Source organism: Myxococcus sp. CA039A, assembly GCF_013336645.1.
In the GTDB taxonomy this organism is placed as follows: domain Bacteria; phylum Myxococcota; class Myxococcia; order Myxococcales; family Myxococcaceae; genus Myxococcus; species Myxococcus llanfairpwllgwyngyllgogerychwyrndrobwllllantysiliogogogochensis.
In genome coordinates this window covers 1-15,173 of the sequence record NZ_JABUMQ010000123.1, presented here as the reverse complement: position 1 = coordinate 15,173, position 15,173 = coordinate 1, and the positions used below count along the sequence as shown (strand labels likewise).

Here is a 15,173-nt window from a genome sequence, read left to right as displayed (position 1 = left end):
CTCCAGGCCCCCACGTGGAAGGCGGCGAGCGAGTTCCATAGGATTCAGGGACTTGGATTTGGATCGCCCCGTGCAAGGACTCGCGGGTACCTCTTCGAGAACCCGCTGTCACACCCGAGGAAGCAACAGGAGGGCTGGGTATGAGGCGTCTGGCATCGACGGTGACGGTGGTGGGGCTGCTGTTCAGTGCGCCAGTGGCGATGGCGCAGGAGCAGGGTCAATCGAAGGACACGGTGAAGATCGTCCAGGAGGAGGACCGCACGGTCTTCCGGAAGAAGACGGTGATCGATTTCACCGATGTCGCGGTGGAGGGCGAGCTGACGAAGCCGGAAGGCTCATACGTGCTCCACCGCAAGAAGACGGACTTCCAGAGTCTCATCAAGGTCCGGGAGAACTTCGACCCGGAGCTTCAGAAGTCCGTCGACAACCTCTAGCGGCGGCGGTCAGGCGTTTTCGGGAGCGGAAGGGAAGAAGGAAGAATCCTCATGGCGGCGGCGAAGAACAACGGCTTGACCCTTCGAATCACGGGGCCTGATGGCTCCACGGTGGAAACCGTGTCGGAGGCGGAGAGCGTTATCGTGGGGTCGGGCGCCCAAGCGGCGGTGAAGATTCAGGATCCGCGGGTCTCCAATCTCCATGTGATGCTCAAGGTAGACAAGGACGGCTCGGTCACGGCCATCGACCTCGGGAGCGAGGGCGGCACGGAGGTGAGTGGCCAGAAGCTGGTCATCCCCACGGCGCTCAAACCCGGGGACGTGCTTCGCGTGGGCGGCACGCGGGTGGAGGTCCTCTTCGGAGGCGACCCACCCGAGCGCCAGGCTCCCGCGGGAGCCAAGGTGTCCGGACCGCGCTTCCAGGGCTCGGTGACGCAGCGGGCGCCGACACCGGTGCCCATGGCGATACCGCAGGTGGTGACACCGCCCTCGGCGGGAGCAGGCCAGACGCGCGGAGGGTTCGTCTTCACGAGCCCTCGCTCGGAGCCTGCCCAGTCCGTGGGTGGACTGCGCACCGAGCGGGTGGCACCTCCCGCGGTGAATCGCGTGGGGCCTCCACCTCCGCCTCCAGCGGCCCGGGTGGAACGGCCTGCTCCGGTGCCACCCGTCGCCGCGGCGCCCAGGCGCGCGGTGCTTCCCCACCTGCAGGAGCAGCTCCCGCTCGAGGCGATGCCCACGGCCCGGGAAAAGGTACTCCAGGTGTCGATGCTGTGGGGCGACACGCTGTTGCAGGTACAACACTTCAAGGACGGCGTCCCCGTCACCATCGGCGAAGGGAAGAAGAACTTCTTCAACGTCTATGTGCCCTCGGTGGGCAAGCGGTACGAGCTGGCGGTGAGCCGGGGGGACGTGCTGGAAGTGCACGTGCCGGCGGGCTCGGGTGCCATCGTCACCGAGCGTGGGAACGTGAAGCCGAAGGACGCGCTGCGCGCGGCGGGGCAGCTCACCGGGACGGCGGAGGACAAGGAGCAGGTCTTCAAGCTGGGCCTGCATGACCGGGTGGAGGTGTCGCTCGGCACGGTGGCCTTCGTGGCGCGGTACGTGAAACCGTCGCCGGTCATCGCGGCCAACGCGCTGGTGGAGGCGGACTACACGTTCTTCAAGATCGCCACCATCTGCCTGATGGCGGGCGTGGCGGTGGTGCTGGCGATGGCGCTGACACCGCGCGCGGAGCGGGCGCCGCACGACGACATCTTCGAGTCCCAGCAGCGCGTGGCGAAGTTCCTCGTCACGCCGGAGAAGAAGCTGGAGCAGAAGAAGCTCCAGCTCACCGGCGTGGAGGAGGGCGTGAAGGCGAAGGACGAGGAGGGCAAGTTCGGCAAGGAGGACGCGAAGCAGGCGGAAGCGGCTCCGTCCAAGCCCGGCACGCCCGTGGTCGACAAGACGAAGAAGGAGAAGGACCGCCAGGTGGTGGGCAAGGTCGGCCTGCTGGGCGCGTTCAAGGGCATGAAGGGCGGCGCCTCGGACGTGTTCGGCCCGGGCGGCTTCGGCACCGGCCTGAACAACGCGCTGGGTGGCCTCAAGGGCGGCGCGGCCATGGGTGACGCGCAGGGCGTGGGGGGCCTGGGCTCTCGTGGCGGAGGCACCGGTGGTGGCGGCACGGCCATGGGCATCGGTGGCCTGGGCACGAAGGGGGACGGACGTGGCGCGGGTGGCTCGGGCGGCATCGACCTGGGCGGCCGTGGCAAGTCCATCACCAAGGTCATCCCCGGCAAGACGACCGTGGTCGGCGGCCTGGACAAGGACGTCATCGCCAAGGTCATCCGGCGGCACCAGAACGAGATCAAGTACTGCTACGAGTCGGAGCTGAACAAGGAGCCGAGTCTGGCGGGCAAGGTCGCGGTGGCGTTCACCATCGACCCGACGGGCGCGGTCTCCGACGCCACCGTCTCCGAGTCGACGCTGGGCAACTCCCGCGCGGAGCAGTGCATGATTTCCCGCATCCGTCGCTGGAAGTTCCCGGAGCCCAAGGGCGGCGGCGTGGTGGCGGTGACGTATCCGTGGATGTTCTCGCCCGCCGGTTCCGAGGGCGAGGGCTGATAGCGGACGCGGGCGCTGTCGGGACGCCCTGAGCGTCCCTCAAGTGGCGTGGACGGAACGGTCCACGCCACTTTCATTTCAGCCCCTCATTGCCGAAGTGAGGGGGGCGTCACTAACGTCCGGCGCCGCTTCCGGTTGGACCGGGAGGGCACCGCGTGGGGAGGACCCGTGAAGAAGTCCCAGCTGGTTGCCGCGCTTGCGCTGCTGTCGACTCCGGCCCTCGCGGCCACGCCCCCGGAAGGGGTGGACTTTCAGCCGCGCCGCGGCTTCTACACCGACACCAACATCGGCGTGTTCTTCACCGTGGGCGGTGAGAACGCGTACTCGAACGCGCAGACCTACCTGCAGCTCGGGGTGGGCTATGACCTGACGGAGCGCATCTCGCTGGGCGCGCACTTCGGCATGGGCTCGTCCGCGCAGAACTGCTTCGCGGGCTATCTGCCGGGCACGGAGACGTGCGCGCTCTCCGACAACTTCACCATGCAGTTCCTGGACGTCTCGGCCGCGTACCACGTGCGGCTGATGGACCGGCTGTACCTGACGCCCAAGCTCGTCGCTGGCTACACGCGGATGGACCCCGCGCCGGTGGACCCGGACGAGGGAAACCCAGGCCGGGCCATCAGCTCGCCCAACGCGGGCGTGGGCGTGGGGCTGGAGTACGCCACGGGCATGGACCACTTCTCCGTGGGCGCGGACCTGCTGGCCCGCTACGTCATCGGCCCCAACATCACCTCCTTCGCCATCTTCCCGAAGGTGAAGTACACGTTCTGAGCCCCACCGCGCTCAGGCGCCCGCGAGCCTGCCTCCGTCGACAGCGAGCGTCGTTCCCGTGACGAACGACGCCGCGTCCGAGCACAGCCAGGTCACGGCCCGAGCGACCTCTTCCGGCGTTCCGATGCGTCCCATGGGCACCGCGCGGACGATGGGTGCCCGGCGCTCCTCGGGGAGCTGCTGGATGCGGCCGGTGAGGATGGGCCCCGGGGCGACGACGTTGAGCCGGATGCCCTGGTCCGCGTAGTCGAGCGCGGCGGAGCGCGTGAGCCCGATGATGGCGTGTTTGGTCGCGCTGTAGCCGCCCATGCCCCGGACACCCTGGAGCCCCGCGGTGGATGCCATGTTGACGATGGCGCCTCCGCCGGACGCGAGCATCGCGGTGAGTTGATGCTTCATGGCGAGGAAGAAGCCTCGCACGTTGATGCGCCAGGCGCGGTCCAGGTCCTCGACGGAGAGCTTCGCCAGGGGCGCGGGCATGTGCCCATCCGCGGCGTTGTTGAAGGCCGCGTCCAGCCGACCGAAGCGCGCGACGGTGGTGCGGACCAGGGCCTCGATGGACGCCTCGTCGCCCAGGTCCGTGGGGACGGGGAGGGCGGTGCCTCCCTGCGCCTGGATGTCATCGGCGAGCGCGCGCAGGGCGTCCTCGGAACGCGCCGCCAGCACCACGGAGGCGCCCGCGTCCGCGAACGTCCGGGCCGTCACCGCGCCGATGCCCCGGCTGGCGCCGAGGACGATGGCGACCTTGCCGCTCAACGAGCCGTGGCTCGTCATGACGCCGCCTCCCACTTCGAGATGGCGCCGCCCACCAGGACCCAGCCCAGCGCGAGCACGACATGGCGGCTCCAGGAGAGCTGGAGCCAGCGTTGTCCGCGCGCCGCCAGCTCCCCGTCGTAGGGCCCCTGCGCCCCCGCAGCGGCCAGGGCGTTGATCTCCGGGGCGAAGATCGCCCCCGACAGGACCCAGACCAGGACGTAGGCACCCAGGGCTCCAGCGAGCAGCTTGCGGCGAACCGGTGAGCGCCAGTTGAGCACGAGGGATGCGACGAGCGTCCCGAGCAACGCCGCCTGGAGAGGCAGCCAGAAGGCCATCGCGCTCCCGGCCCGCTCACCAATCAGCAGCAGGGACGTGGGGGGCGCCTGGAACCAGGCCGGCATCACGAACAGGGCTTCGTTGATGCCCGCGCCGAGCACCAGCCCGAACAACAAGCTGCAGTACAGCAGGATGTAGAGTGACCGCTTCTTCCCCATGGTGACCTCCGTCGGGCCCGGCGTCGGCGAAGACCGAATCCCCGGCCCGTCGTCACCGGGATGATTGGGAGAAGGTTGAAGTCATTCAACTATTGAATCCGTTAAATTATGTGAAGGAGGCCTCGCAATCGAGGTGGGTGCGAGGCACATTCGGTCCATGGCTGGGGACGGCTCGAAACGGAAGGAAGCGCTGGCGGAAGAGGTCTGGCGACACTGCTTCGGCTTCTTCATGCGCACGCGCGCCCAGAGAGACCGGGTGTTGGAGCGGCTGGGCCTCACGCCCAACGATGCTCGCGCGCTTTCCAGCCTCGAGGCGGGAGCGGGGAAGGTGATGCGCGCTTTGGCGGAGGAGTGGGGGTGTGATGCCTCCAATGCGACCTGGATGGTCGACCGACTGGAGGCGCGAGGGCTGGCCGCGAGGACGGCGGACCCGAAGGACCGGCGGGTGAAGCGCGTGGCGCTGACCACGCGTGGCGCGAAGGCCCGGCGTCAGCTCCAGGAGGGGATGTACGAGCCACCGCCCGAGCTGCTCCAGCTCGACGTGGCGGAGCTGGAGCAACTGCGCGGCATCTTCGAGCGATTGGCACCCCCTCGAGGAACCGGCGACCGCTGACCCGGGCCACGGCGGCCCCGCACGGGTGCGCTCCACCACGGGAGCCTCGGTGCGCGCACCTTCGCGTGTCACCGGAGTGCGAGGGGTTGGACGTGGACCCGACGCCGTCGCGGCGCCCCCCTGAGCCTGGACGCACGAAGGGCCCGCCCCCGAAATCGGGAACGGGCCCTGGGTGCTACACCGGCCTGGGGCCGGCGTCGGGACTACTCGGCGTCGGCCGCGCGCTCTTCACGCTTGCGGTCGCGCTCGGCGCGGTAGCGCTCGCCCACGGCCAGCGACTTCTTGCGCATGCGCACGGACTTGGGCGTCACTTCCACGAGCTCGTCGTCGGCGATCCACTCCAGGGCCTTCTCCAGCCCCATCTCGCGGGGCGGGACGAGGATGACGTTCTCGTCGCGGCCAGCGGCGCGGATGTTGGTGAGCTTCTTCTCGCGGCAGCAGTTGACGTTCAGCTCGGACGGGTGAGCGTGCTCGCCGATGATCATCCCCTCGTACACGGTGATGCCGGCGGGGACGAACAGGTAGCCGCGCTCCTGGATGCTGAACAGCGCGTAGGGCACGGTGTCGCCCAGGCGGTCCGACACGATGGCGCCGTTCTGCCGCTTCGGGATGTAGCCGAACCACGGCTCGAAGCCGTCGAACTGGCTGCTCATGATGCCCTCACCACGCGTAATCGTGAGGAACTCCGAGCGGAACCCGATGAGGCCGCGAGCGGGGATGCGGAACTGGAGGCGGGTGCGGCCCGAGCCCAGCGGCGCCATGTCCGACATGCGGCCCTTGCGAGGCCCCATGCGCTCCGTCACCACGCCGACGCTGGTCTCCGGCACGTCGCAGAACACCAACTCCATCGGCTCGTGCAGCACGCCGTCGATGTGCTTGGTGATCGGCTCCGGGTTGGAGGCGGTCAGCTCGTAGCCCTCGCGGCGCATGTTCTCGATGATGACGGCCAGCGCGAGTTCGCCACGGCCGACGACGCGGAACGCGTCAGGCGTCTCCGTGTCCTCCACGCGCACGGCCACGTTGCGGTAGGCCTCGCGGTACAGGCGCTCACGCAGGTTGCGGGAGGTGACGAACTTGCCTTCCTTGCCCGCCAGCGGCCCGTCGTTGACCTTGAAGATCATCATCATCGTGGGCTCATCCACGGTGATGCGCGGCAGCGCCACGGGCTTCTCCGGGTCGCCGAACGTGTCGCCGATGGACACGTCCTCGATGCCGGCGATGGAGACGATTTCACCGGGGCCCGCGTCCTGGATTTCGACGCGCTTCAGACCGGAGAAGCCGAACAGCTTGACGATCTTCCCCTGCTCGACCTTGCCACCCTCGCGCACGACGGAGACGGGCATGTTCGGCGTGAAGCGACCGGCCTGCACGCGACCCACCGCGAGGCGGCCGACGTAGTCGTCGTAGTCCAGGTTCGCCACCAGCAGCTGCGGCGTCTTCTCTTCCGACGCGGACGGGGGCGGGATGTGCTTGATGATGGCGTCGTACAAGGGCTCCAGCGTCTTGCCGGGCACCTCGAGCGACGTGGACGCCTGACCCTGACGGGCCACGGTGTACAGGACGGGCATCTCCAGCTGCTTATCGTCCGCGCCCAGGTCGATGTAGAGCGAGTAGACCAGGTCCAACACTTCGGGAGCGCGAGCGTCCTGACGGTCGATCTTGTTGATGACCAGCACCGTCTTCAGGCCCATGGCGAGCGCCTTGGTGAGCACGAAGCGCGTCTGGGGCAGGGGACCTTCGGCCGCGTCCACCAGCAGGATGACGCCATCGACGAGGCGCAGACCGCGCTCCACCTCACCACCGAAGTCGGCGTGGCCCGGGGTGTCGATGATGTTGATCTGCATGCCCTTGTAGCTGACCGCGGTGTTCTTCGCGAGGATGGTGATGCCCTTCTCGCGCTCGAGGTCGTTGGAGTCCATCACCCGTTCGGCGACGTGCTCGTTGCTACGGAAAGTGCCCGCCTGCCGCAGCAGGTGATCGACGAGCGTGGTCTTGCCATGGTCGACGTGGGCGACGATGGCGACGTTACGGATGTTTTCGCGAGGAATCATACGAACCAAACTGAGGTGAATGGCGGGGGGGAAGCCGCGTTGTGGACAGGTCTCCCGATCCCCACCGGAACCCGGAAGGCGGGGGCTTATATGCCGTGAGTGCGGCTCCTGCAATGAGCGCGGATGCTCCCCGGACGTTCAGCCAGGGGGTACACCCCGCCCGACAGGGTAAAGGCCGGGTATCCGGGGCATCTCGTCACCCGAGCGTCACCCTCAGGAACCCACTGGGGAGGAATTCCAGGCCTTGCCGCCCAGGGAGCCGGGGGTGGAAGGCATGCCCAGCCGCTCGCGGAGGAAGCGTTCGATGCGGACCTCGACCAGCCCCGGGGCCTCCAGGGGGGCGGTGTGGGTGCCGTCGGGGATGAGGACCAGCTCGGCGTCGGGAATCCGGGCGGCCATCTTCCGGGACAACCAGCCGGGGGTGAACTTGTCGCGCTCGCCGGCGACGACGAGGGACGGGACGTCCACGTGCAGCAGGTGGTCCCAGGCGGAGTGCTCGGACAGCGAGTCGAGCGTCCGCACGAAGACGACGGGGTCCATGCGGGCCAGGTGCTCGAAGTACGGCGCCAGGTCGTTCCGGGCGATGCGCTCGCGATTCATCTCCAGGGAGATGGCGAGCTGCACCGCCAGCTCCGTGCGCAGCGCCGCGTGGATGAGCCGGGCGGACTGCTCGGGGAAGCGCTCCACCACCCGGCGAAGGGTGGGGAACATCTTCTTGAGGACGGTGGAGTCGTGGAAGGTGTCCAGTGGGTTGCCGTAGCTGCCACACAACAGCACCAGGCCCTGCACGCGGCTGGCGTAGCGGCGGTGGAACTCCAGCGCCACCTGCACGCCCATGGAGTGGCCGAAGAGGACGGCGCGCTCCATTCCCGCCGCGTCCATCACCCGCTGCAGGTCATCGCAGGTGTACAGCATCCCGATGCGCTCGCGGTCCTCGGGGATGCCGGAGCGACCGTGGCCCCGGTAGTGCCAGCGCAGCACGCGGTGGCGCCGTGAGAGGTAGGGCGCCAGGTACTTCCAGGCGAAGCCGTCACAGCCCAGCCCGTCGCACAGCACCACGCCCGGCTCACCGTCGCCGGTGACCTGGTAGTACAGCTCCGCGCCGTCCGGGACGTGCAGGAAGTCCTGATGGAAGTAGACGGCCTGCGCGCTCATGCCTCCGCCTCCGCCTCGTCGTCCTCGGGCAGGCCCCTGTCCAAGCCGTAGCGGGCGATCTTCAAGATGAGGTTGGAGCGGCTGATGCCCAGCTCCCGCGCCAGGCGGCTCTTGTTGTTGCGCGTGCGCAACAGGCCCTGGTGAATCATCTCCCGCTCCAGCGCCTCCACCGCCTCGTGCAGCCGGCCGTGGGCGCGCGGGGGGATGAACGGCCCTCCGCCGGGGACGACGGCGTCGCGGATGCGGCTGGACAAGAGCTCCGCGGGCAGCATCTCCAGGTCTCCGCCGAGCACGAGCAGCCGCTCGATTTCGTTCTCCAGCTCGCGGATGTTCCCCGGCCACGCGTAGGCGCCGAGGATGGCCAGGGCCTCGGTGGACAGCCCTCGGGTGCGCTGGCCCTCGCGGTGGTGCTTGCGCAGGAAGTGGTCGATGAGGACGGGCAGGTCATCGCGGCGCTCGCGCAGCGGCGGGAGCTGCAGGCGGATGACGTTGATGCGGTAGAAGAGGTCCTCGCGGAACTCGCCCCGCTTCACCAGCTCGCCCAGGTCCTTGTGCGTGGCGGCGACGACGCGGACGTTGACCTCCTTGTGGTGCGTGCCACCCACGGGCAGGAAGGTGCCTTCCTGGAGCACGCGCAAGAGCTTCACCTGGAGGGCGGGGGACATGTCGCCCACCTCGTCCAGGAAGAAGGTGCCGCCGTCGGCCACCTCGAACAGGCCCTTCTTGTCGCGCAGCGCGCCGGTGAAGGCGCCGCGCGTGTGGCCGAAGAGGGCGCTCTCCAGCAGGTTGTCGTTGAAGGCCGAGCAGTTCTGCACCACGAACGGCTGGTCCTTGCGCGGACCGTTGTGATGGATGGCCCGCGCCACCAGCTCCTTGCCCGTGCCCGACTCGCCGTTGATGAGGACGGTGGAGTCGGAGTTGGCCACCTTCTCCATCAGCCGGAAGATCTCCATCATCGGCCCGGAGCGGCCGATGATCTTCTCGAAGCGGTAGCGCTCCAGCGCCTCGGGGGACGGGGGCGGGGCCTGCTCCTCGCGCCGCGCCAGCTCCGACTCGTGGGTGGCGATCTCCTGCGCCGCGAACTCCAGCAGGTCCGACAGCTTCGCCAGCTCCGAGCCGTCCAGGACGGGCACGCGCTCGTCGGCGCGGTCCAGGTCGGAGAACGGCGGCGCGAACTGGAGCAGCCGCGAGCGCAGCACCTCCACGTCGCGCGCGTTGAGCATCTGCCGGGCGAAGCCCTCCACGAAGAGACAGCCCGCGTACTCGTTGTCCACGTAGAGCGGCGCGCCCACGATGCTGAAGTTGAGGTGGCAGTCGTGGAAGAGCGAGCGGCGCACCTTCTTGTTGCCCCGGAACTTCTCGTGCAGCACCCGGACCGACTGGCTGCAGCGCCGCAGGCCTTCCTTCGAGAAGAGGGAGATTCGGCAGAACGGATTGGGGGGCGGGGCAATGTCCCCACGCTGCCACTCGTGCACCACGCCATGCCGATCCGCGAAGGAGAGCTCCATCTGCCACCACTTGCGGATGACATCTCTCAGCATGATGATGGTGTGCAGGCTCTGGTGCTTCTCGAAGTCCATCCCTACCTCCGTCCGGCCCGCGCACCGGGGAGGGAACCGGGCCGTCGGAATCGCGTTTCTCACTTCTCATACCTCAGGACCGGGCTGTATCCGCACTTCTCTCTCCCGTGACTACCTCCACTCACACTCGCGGCGGGGCAGGGCATGGGCATGACCACGACCACGGGCATGACCACGGTCATCATCACCATGGGCACGGGCATGGGCACGGCCCCCGGAAGGGTGGGGTGGCGGAGGAGCGACGCAAGGACCGCACGCGGCTCATCTTCGCGCTCGTCCTGACGGCGACCATCGCCCTGGCGGAGGCGGTGGGGGGCTGGTTGACGCAGTCGCTGGCCCTGATGTCGGACGCGGGCCACATGCTGACGGACGTGTCCGCGCTGGGGCTGAGCCTCGTCGCCCTGTGGTTCGCGGGCAAGCCGGCGGACGTGAAGAAGACGTACGGCTACTACCGGATGGAGATCTTGAGCGCGCTGCTCAACGGCGTGCTGCTCCTGGGCATCACCGGCTTCATCCTCTTCGAGGCCTGGGAGCGTTTCCAGACGCCCACGCCGGTGAAGCTGGGGCCCATGGCGGTGGTGGCCACCGTGGGCCTCTTCGCGAACCTGGGCGCGCTGGGCTTCCTGCACCGCACGCACTCGATGAATGTCCGGGGGGCGTTCCTGCACGTGCTCGGGGACACGCTGTCCTCGGTGGGCGTGCTGATTGGCGCGGGCATCATGGCGCTGACCGGCTGGTTCGTGGTGGACGCCATCATCTCCGCGGTCATCTCGGTGGTCATCGTGGTGGGCGCGGTGCGGCTGGTGCGCGACGCGGTGGACGTGCTGATGGAGGCGGTGCCCTCGCACGTGGACATGCCGCAGGTGAAGGAGCTGCTCCTGCGCGTGCCCGGCGTGACGGCGGTGCATGACCTGCACGTGTGGACCATCTCCAGCGGCGTGTACGCGCTGTCCGCGCACCTGGTGGTGCTCGACCCCATGGTCTGCAACAACGACGAGATTCTCTCGGCGGTGAAGCATGACCTGTTCGACAGGTTCGGCATCGACCACACCACCATCCAGATAGAGAGCGAGACCTACGCCCACCTGGGCGAGGTGCACTGAGAGCGGGCGCTCGCCGACCTGCCCTCGTGGGTGGGGGCCGCGTAGCGCAACGGACGCTCCCTCAAGCTTCACCTTGCGCTGGGCCCAGCGGGCGGACGATTCTCCGCGCCCCATGAGCGTGCTGGACAAGGTGCTGTCATTGCGACCCGGCAACACGGTGGCCCGAGTGGGCCCGGGCTCTCGCATTCCGCTGCTCAACCCGCGTGAGCCGCTGCGCGCGCTGGAGCGCTTCCCCGTGGCGCTGCCCTGCCTGCCGGTGCAGGCGAAGGGCGCCCTGCCCGGACTGCTGCGCGCGGCGCGCTCCGAGGACGCGGTGCTCGGCCTGGCATGTCCCCACCCCACGGCGGACCGGGGCGCGGCGGAGCGCTTCGTCGCCGCGGTACACGAGGCCGCGACGGAGGCGGAGCACTCGCGGCCCCTGTTCCTCCAGGCGGGCCCCGTGCGGGTGACGACGGCGGACGAGGACTCGCTCGGTCCGCTGCGCGAGGGCATCTTCCGGGTGGTGGACGCGGGCTTCTCGCTGGTGTCCCTGGACCTGTCGCGGCTGGACTCCTACGCCGCCGTGGAGGCCGTCAACGCGCTGGTGGGCCCCGTGACGGAGCGGGAGCTGTCCCTGGAGCTGAGCGCCCCGGCCCCGGCGAATGGCGGCCTGCTGGACGCGTACCGCACGCTCTTGGAGGGGCTCAAGCAGTGGAAGGTGCCGGTGCGCTTCGTGCGCGTCTCGGAGCGGGATTTGGGCGGCGGCGAGCCGGACGTGGGCATGCTGCGCTCCGTGGTGGACCTGGCCGCGGAGTACGGCGCGGTGGTCTGCGTGGGAGACGTGCGCGAGGGCTTCCCCCGGACGCTGCCGACGTATGTCGCGGCCGGTGCTCGCAAGGTGGACTGCGTGGGCCCCTTCGAGCGGCTCGCGCTGGGCTCCTGGTCCGCGGACATCCGCGCGAGCGTGGAGGAGAAGTCGGCGGCCTCGGGTGTGGCGGCCGGAGAGCTGCTGAGCGTGCTGGAGGACAGCCTGCCGCCCCTGGAGCCGAAGGCGAGGGATCGACTGGAGGCGCTGTCGTTCGCGGAGGCGTCGGAGGTCTTCGCCGCGCTGGGCGCGGTGGGCACGGGCGGCTCCGTCATGCGCTTCCTCGCGGAGAACCGGGGCGAGTAGCCGCCGCGCAGTGTAGAAGGGCCGCCATGCGAATCGTCTCAGGCTCCGCGAAGGGCCGGGCCATTGCCGGCCCCAAGTCCACATCGCTTCACATCCGCCCCACGGCGGACCGTGTCCGGGAGACCGTCTTCAACGTGCTGGGCCAGTTCCTGGACGGCCAGCGGGTGTTGGACCTGTACGCGGGTACCGGCGCGCTGGGCCTGGAGGCCCTGTCCCGGGGCGCGGGGAACGTGGTGCTGGTGGACCAGGACCGGGAGGCCCAGGCCCTCTGTCGGCAGAACACGGACGGGCTGGGCTTCACGAGCCAGGTGGAGCTGCTCGCCCAGCCGGTGGTCCGGGCGCTCGCGTTCCTGCAGCGGCGCAACGAGCGCTTCGAGCTCATCTTCGCGGACCCGCCCTATGCCGCGCGCGTCGTGGAGACGGTGCTGGACGGGGTGACGGGGGCGGCGCTGCTTTCGCCGGGCGGAATGCTCGTGGTGGAGCACGACAAGCGGGAGAATGCCCCGGATGCCCATGCGGGGTTGACCCTGGAGGACCAGCGTCGGTTCGGGGACACCCTGGTGAGCTTCTACCGGGCGCCCTGACCATTGCTTGACCGGCATCCGGGGCCGTTCGAGACTCCCTGTCACATGCCGGTCGCCATCTACCCAGGTTCGTTCGATCCGCTCACCAACGGGCACCTGAGCCTCATTCAGCGCAGCCTGAAGATGTTCGACAAGGTCATTGTCGCCATCGCGGTGAACCCGAAGAAGACCCCGCTCTTCACCGAGGACGAGCGACGCGACTTGATTCGCGACGCCGTGAAGGACCCGAGGGTGGAGGTCGACGCCTTCCACGGTCTCCTGGTGGACTACGTCAAGCGCCGGGGGGTAAGCGTCATCGTCCGGGGGCTCCGGGCGGTGTCGGACTTCGAATACGAGTTCCAGCTCGCCAACATGAACCGCAAGCTGGCGCCCACGGTGGAGACTGTCTTCATGATGACCGGGGAGGACTACTTCTACATCTCCTCCCAGCTCGTGCGGGAAGTCGCCTCTTTCAACGGTGACGTCACGGGGCTGGTTCCGCCCAACGTGCACGAGGCCCTGAAGGCGAAGTTCGCGCGGAAGACGTAGCCCCCTTCGCGGCACTTGTCGGGCCGGCGCCGCCGCGCTACGCATTCGCGCATGAAACTCGCCCGTCGGCTCCAGGCCATCAAGCCGTCTCCAACGCTCGCTCTCAACTCCCGCGCCAAGGCGCTCGCGGCCCAAGGCGTGGACGTGGTGGCCCTGGCGGCCGGCGAGCCGGACTTCGACACCCCGGACTACATCAAGCAGGCGGCCATCGACGCGCTGAAGGCCGGCTTCACGAAGTACACGGCCACGGCGGGAATCCCCGAGCTGCGCGAGGCCATCTGCCGCAAGCTGGAGCGCGACAACGGGCTGCGCTTCACGCCGGAGCAGGTGCTCGTGACGTCCGGTGGCAAGCAGGCGCTCTACAACTTCTGCCAGGCGGTGCTGGACGAGGGCGACGAGGTCCTCATCTTCTCGCCGTACTGGGTCAGCTATCCGGACATGGTGCGGCTGGCGGGCGCCACGCCCGTCATCGTCGCCACGCGCGAGGAGGACGGCTTCGCGCCGGACCCGGACGCCATCCGTCGCGCGCTCACGCCGCGCACGCGCGCCGTCATCATCAACAGCCCGGGCAACCCCACGGGCGCGGTGTACTCGCGCGCCGCGCTGGAGGGCATCGCCGACGCCGTGCGCGGCCATGACTGCCTCATCGTCACGGACGACATCTACGAGAAGCTCCTCTACACAGGCGAGCGGCTGGGCATCAGTGATGTGGCGCCGGACCTGGTGCCCCGGCTGGTGGTCGTCAACGGGATGAGCAAGGCGTACTCCATGACGGGCTGGCGCATGGGCTACGCGGCGGGGCCCCGGCCGGTGCTGTCCGCGATGCAACTGGTGCAGGACCAGTCCACCTCCAACGCGTCGTCCATCGGCCAGAAGGCCGCGCTGGCCGCGCTGCAGGGGCCGCCGGACACCATCGCGATGATGGTGACGGAGTACCGCGCGCGCAGGGACTTCTTCGTGGGTGGCCTCAACGCGCTGGACGGGGTGCGGTGCCGGATGCCGGAGGGCGCCTTCTACGCGCTCGCGGACGTCCGGGGCCTCTACGGGCGGCCCTACAAGGGCAAGGCCGTGACGGGCTCCCTGCAGCTGTCGGAGATCCTTCTCGACGACTTCCGTGTGGCCGCCGTGCCGGGAGACCCGTTCGGCGCGGAGGGGTACATCCGCATGAGCTTCGCCACCTCGCGCGAGGTGCTCGGCAAGGGGCTTACGCGGCTGGGCGAGCTGGTCCAGGCGCTGCGCTGAAACCCCGGACTCGAGCCCCGGCGTCCCCCAGAGGGTGTCGCCGGGGTGAGGCTCAGTCCGTGTAGGCGAAGGCGCGGTGCTCGTCGCCGTACGGCTTGTAGACGAAGACGCCGGCGCGGCCGGAGAGGTTGCCCACGGCGACCCAGATGTCCTTCATGTTGCGCAGGTCCAGCCCGAGCCGGGCGGGGGCCTTGCCGTACTTCTTCTCCATCGCCTCCAGCGTCATCACCTCCACGTCGAAGAGGGTGACCAGGTCCGTGCGCTTGAGGCGCAGCTGCTTCACCCATGCGGCCACCAGTTCCTCGGGTGTGCCGAAGCGCTTCTCCTCGAGCTGGAACGGGTAGAACAGCTCGTTGGCGGTGCTGCGCACGTCGCCCGTCAGCAGGCACTGGAAGAGGAAGCGCGCGCTCGTCTGGATGTCGCGCATCTTCACTTCTGTCGCCGACACTGGTCCCTCATCCGGAACGGGCGGGGGCAGCGCGAGGTCGGCCTTGGGCTGGGCTTGCGGTGGCATGGCGGCCGTCGTGGGCGGCGCCATGGGCTGGGCGGGTGGCGGCGTGGCCGCTGTCGCGGGCTTGGGCGCGGGAGGAGGCGCGGGGGCCTTCTCCGCGG

The 15,173-nt window shown here is 69.0% G+C and carries 15 protein-coding genes; 9 read left to right on the top strand and 6 right to left on the bottom strand.

Annotated elements, in window-relative coordinates; all coding sequences use genetic code 11:
* The first annotated feature begins 140 nt into the window (after positions 1-140).
* The 3 genes from HR086_RS21325 (at position 141) to cglE (ending at position 3,305) form a co-directional block, all read left to right on the top strand.
* Positions 141-434, top strand: a complete 294-nt coding sequence (locus tag HR086_RS21325; RefSeq protein WP_141646035.1) for a hypothetical protein — start codon at positions 141-143, stop codon at positions 432-434.
* A 51-nt stretch (positions 435-485) separates the two neighbouring features.
* Positions 486-2,534 carry a TonB family protein gene (locus HR086_RS21320; RefSeq protein WP_174466518.1) on the top strand — a complete coding sequence of 683 codons (2,049 nt, stop codon included), beginning with the start codon at positions 486-488 and terminating at the stop codon, positions 2,532-2,534.
* Between the two features lie 168 nt (positions 2,535-2,702).
* A complete protein-coding gene (gene cglE, locus HR086_RS21315) occupies positions 2,703-3,305 on the top strand; it encodes an adventurous gliding motility protein CglE (protein WP_174466517.1) in 603 nt (200 codons plus the stop codon).
* Positions 3,306-3,317: 12 nt separating this feature from the next.
* On the opposite strand, the gene HR086_RS21310 is transcribed toward cglE, so the two are convergent.
* Positions 3,318-4,079 (bottom strand): SDR family NAD(P)-dependent oxidoreductase, encoded by a 762-nt coding sequence (locus tag HR086_RS21310; RefSeq protein ID WP_174466516.1) that lies wholly within the window; start codon positions 4,077-4,079, stop codon positions 3,318-3,320.
* On the bottom strand, positions 4,076-4,555 hold the full coding sequence (locus tag HR086_RS21305; RefSeq protein ID WP_174462037.1) for a DUF1772 domain-containing protein: 480 nt from the start codon (positions 4,553-4,555) through the stop codon (positions 4,076-4,078). Before HR086_RS21305 ends, HR086_RS21310 begins: the two co-directional genes overlap by 4 nt.
* A gap of 157 nt (positions 4,556-4,712) precedes the next feature.
* On the opposite strand from HR086_RS21305, the gene HR086_RS21300 reads away from it, so the two are divergent.
* Complete coding sequence (locus tag HR086_RS21300) at positions 4,713-5,168, top strand: MarR family winged helix-turn-helix transcriptional regulator (protein WP_174466515.1); 456 nt, start codon at positions 4,713-4,715, stop codon at positions 5,166-5,168.
* Between the two features lie 203 nt (positions 5,169-5,371).
* Here HR086_RS21300 and typA read toward each other — a convergent pair whose 3' ends face one another.
* From typA to HR086_RS21285, 3 genes are all read right to left on the bottom strand, one after another.
* Positions 5,372-7,219 (bottom strand): translational GTPase TypA, encoded by a 1,848-nt coding sequence (typA, locus tag HR086_RS21295; RefSeq protein ID WP_141646029.1) that lies wholly within the window; start codon positions 7,217-7,219, stop codon positions 5,372-5,374.
* 213 nt (positions 7,220-7,432) lie between these two features.
* Positions 7,433-8,374 (bottom strand): alpha/beta fold hydrolase, encoded by a 942-nt coding sequence (locus HR086_RS21290; protein ID WP_174459179.1) that lies wholly within the window; start codon positions 8,372-8,374, stop codon positions 7,433-7,435.
* Positions 8,371-9,954: a sigma 54-interacting transcriptional regulator gene (locus tag HR086_RS21285; RefSeq protein WP_141646027.1), complete on the bottom strand. Its 1,584-nt coding sequence runs from the start codon at positions 9,952-9,954 to the stop codon at positions 8,371-8,373. Before HR086_RS21285 ends, HR086_RS21290 begins: the two co-directional genes overlap by 4 nt.
* 107 nt (positions 9,955-10,061) lie before the next feature.
* On the opposite strand from HR086_RS21285, the gene HR086_RS21280 reads away from it, so the two are divergent.
* From HR086_RS21280 to HR086_RS21260, 5 genes are all read left to right on the top strand, one after another.
* Complete coding sequence (locus HR086_RS21280; RefSeq protein WP_174459178.1) at positions 10,062-11,057, top strand: cation diffusion facilitator family transporter; 996 nt, start codon at positions 10,062-10,064, stop codon at positions 11,055-11,057.
* A 112-nt stretch (positions 11,058-11,169) separates the two neighbouring features.
* The gene (locus HR086_RS21275) at positions 11,170-12,207 is read left to right on the top strand and encodes a hypothetical protein (RefSeq protein WP_174466514.1); all 1,038 of its coding nucleotides are present in this window, start codon (positions 11,170-11,172) and stop codon (positions 12,205-12,207) included.
* A 26-nt stretch (positions 12,208-12,233) separates the two neighbouring features.
* Positions 12,234-12,791: a 16S rRNA (guanine(966)-N(2))-methyltransferase RsmD gene (gene rsmD, locus HR086_RS21270; RefSeq protein WP_174466513.1), complete on the top strand. Its 558-nt coding sequence runs from the start codon at positions 12,234-12,236 to the stop codon at positions 12,789-12,791.
* A 45-nt stretch (positions 12,792-12,836) separates the two neighbouring features.
* Entirely contained in the window at positions 12,837-13,319 is a 483-nt protein-coding gene (coaD, locus tag HR086_RS21265; protein ID WP_141646023.1) for a pantetheine-phosphate adenylyltransferase, read from the top strand.
* A gap of 51 nt (positions 13,320-13,370) precedes the next feature.
* On the top strand, positions 13,371-14,561 hold the full coding sequence (locus HR086_RS21260; RefSeq protein ID WP_174459176.1) for a pyridoxal phosphate-dependent aminotransferase: 1,191 nt from the start codon (positions 13,371-13,373) through the stop codon (positions 14,559-14,561).
* A 52-nt stretch (positions 14,562-14,613) separates the two neighbouring features.
* Here HR086_RS21260 and HR086_RS21255 read toward each other — a convergent pair.
* The coding region (locus HR086_RS21255; RefSeq protein WP_254626414.1) for a hypothetical protein at positions 14,614-15,173 on the bottom strand (560 nt) is incomplete at its 5' end.

Bases quoted from the DNA above. Each gene is read 5' to 3' on its own strand.
- HR086_RS21325 (WP_141646035.1), top strand. From the start codon at position 141: ATGAGGCGTCTGGCATCGACGGTGACGGTGGTGGGGCTGCTGTTCAGT.
- HR086_RS21320 (WP_174466518.1), top strand. From the start codon at position 486: ATGGCGGCGGCGAAGAACAACGGCTTGACCCTTCGAATCACGGGGCCT.
- HR086_RS21310 (WP_174466516.1), bottom strand. From the start codon at position 4,079: ATGACGAGCCACGGCTCGTTGAGCGGCAAGGTCGCCATCGTCCTCGGC.
- HR086_RS21305 (WP_174462037.1), bottom strand. From the start codon at position 4,555: ATGGGGAAGAAGCGGTCACTCTACATCCTGCTGTACTGCAGCTTGTTG.
- HR086_RS21300 (WP_174466515.1), top strand. From the start codon at position 4,713: ATGGCTGGGGACGGCTCGAAACGGAAGGAAGCGCTGGCGGAAGAGGTC.
- typA (WP_141646029.1), bottom strand. From the start codon at position 7,219: ATGATTCCTCGCGAAAACATCCGTAACGTCGCCATCGTCGCCCACGTC.
- HR086_RS21290 (WP_174459179.1), bottom strand. From the start codon at position 8,374: ATGAGCGCGCAGGCCGTCTACTTCCATCAGGACTTCCTGCACGTCCCG.
- HR086_RS21285 (WP_141646027.1), bottom strand. From the start codon at position 9,954: ATGGACTTCGAGAAGCACCAGAGCCTGCACACCATCATCATGCTGAGA.
- HR086_RS21275 (WP_174466514.1), top strand. From the start codon at position 11,170: ATGAGCGTGCTGGACAAGGTGCTGTCATTGCGACCCGGCAACACGGTG.
- rsmD (WP_174466513.1), top strand. From the start codon at position 12,234: ATGCGAATCGTCTCAGGCTCCGCGAAGGGCCGGGCCATTGCCGGCCCC.
- coaD (WP_141646023.1), top strand. From the start codon at position 12,837: ATGCCGGTCGCCATCTACCCAGGTTCGTTCGATCCGCTCACCAACGGG.
- HR086_RS21260 (WP_174459176.1), top strand. From the start codon at position 13,371: ATGAAACTCGCCCGTCGGCTCCAGGCCATCAAGCCGTCTCCAACGCTC.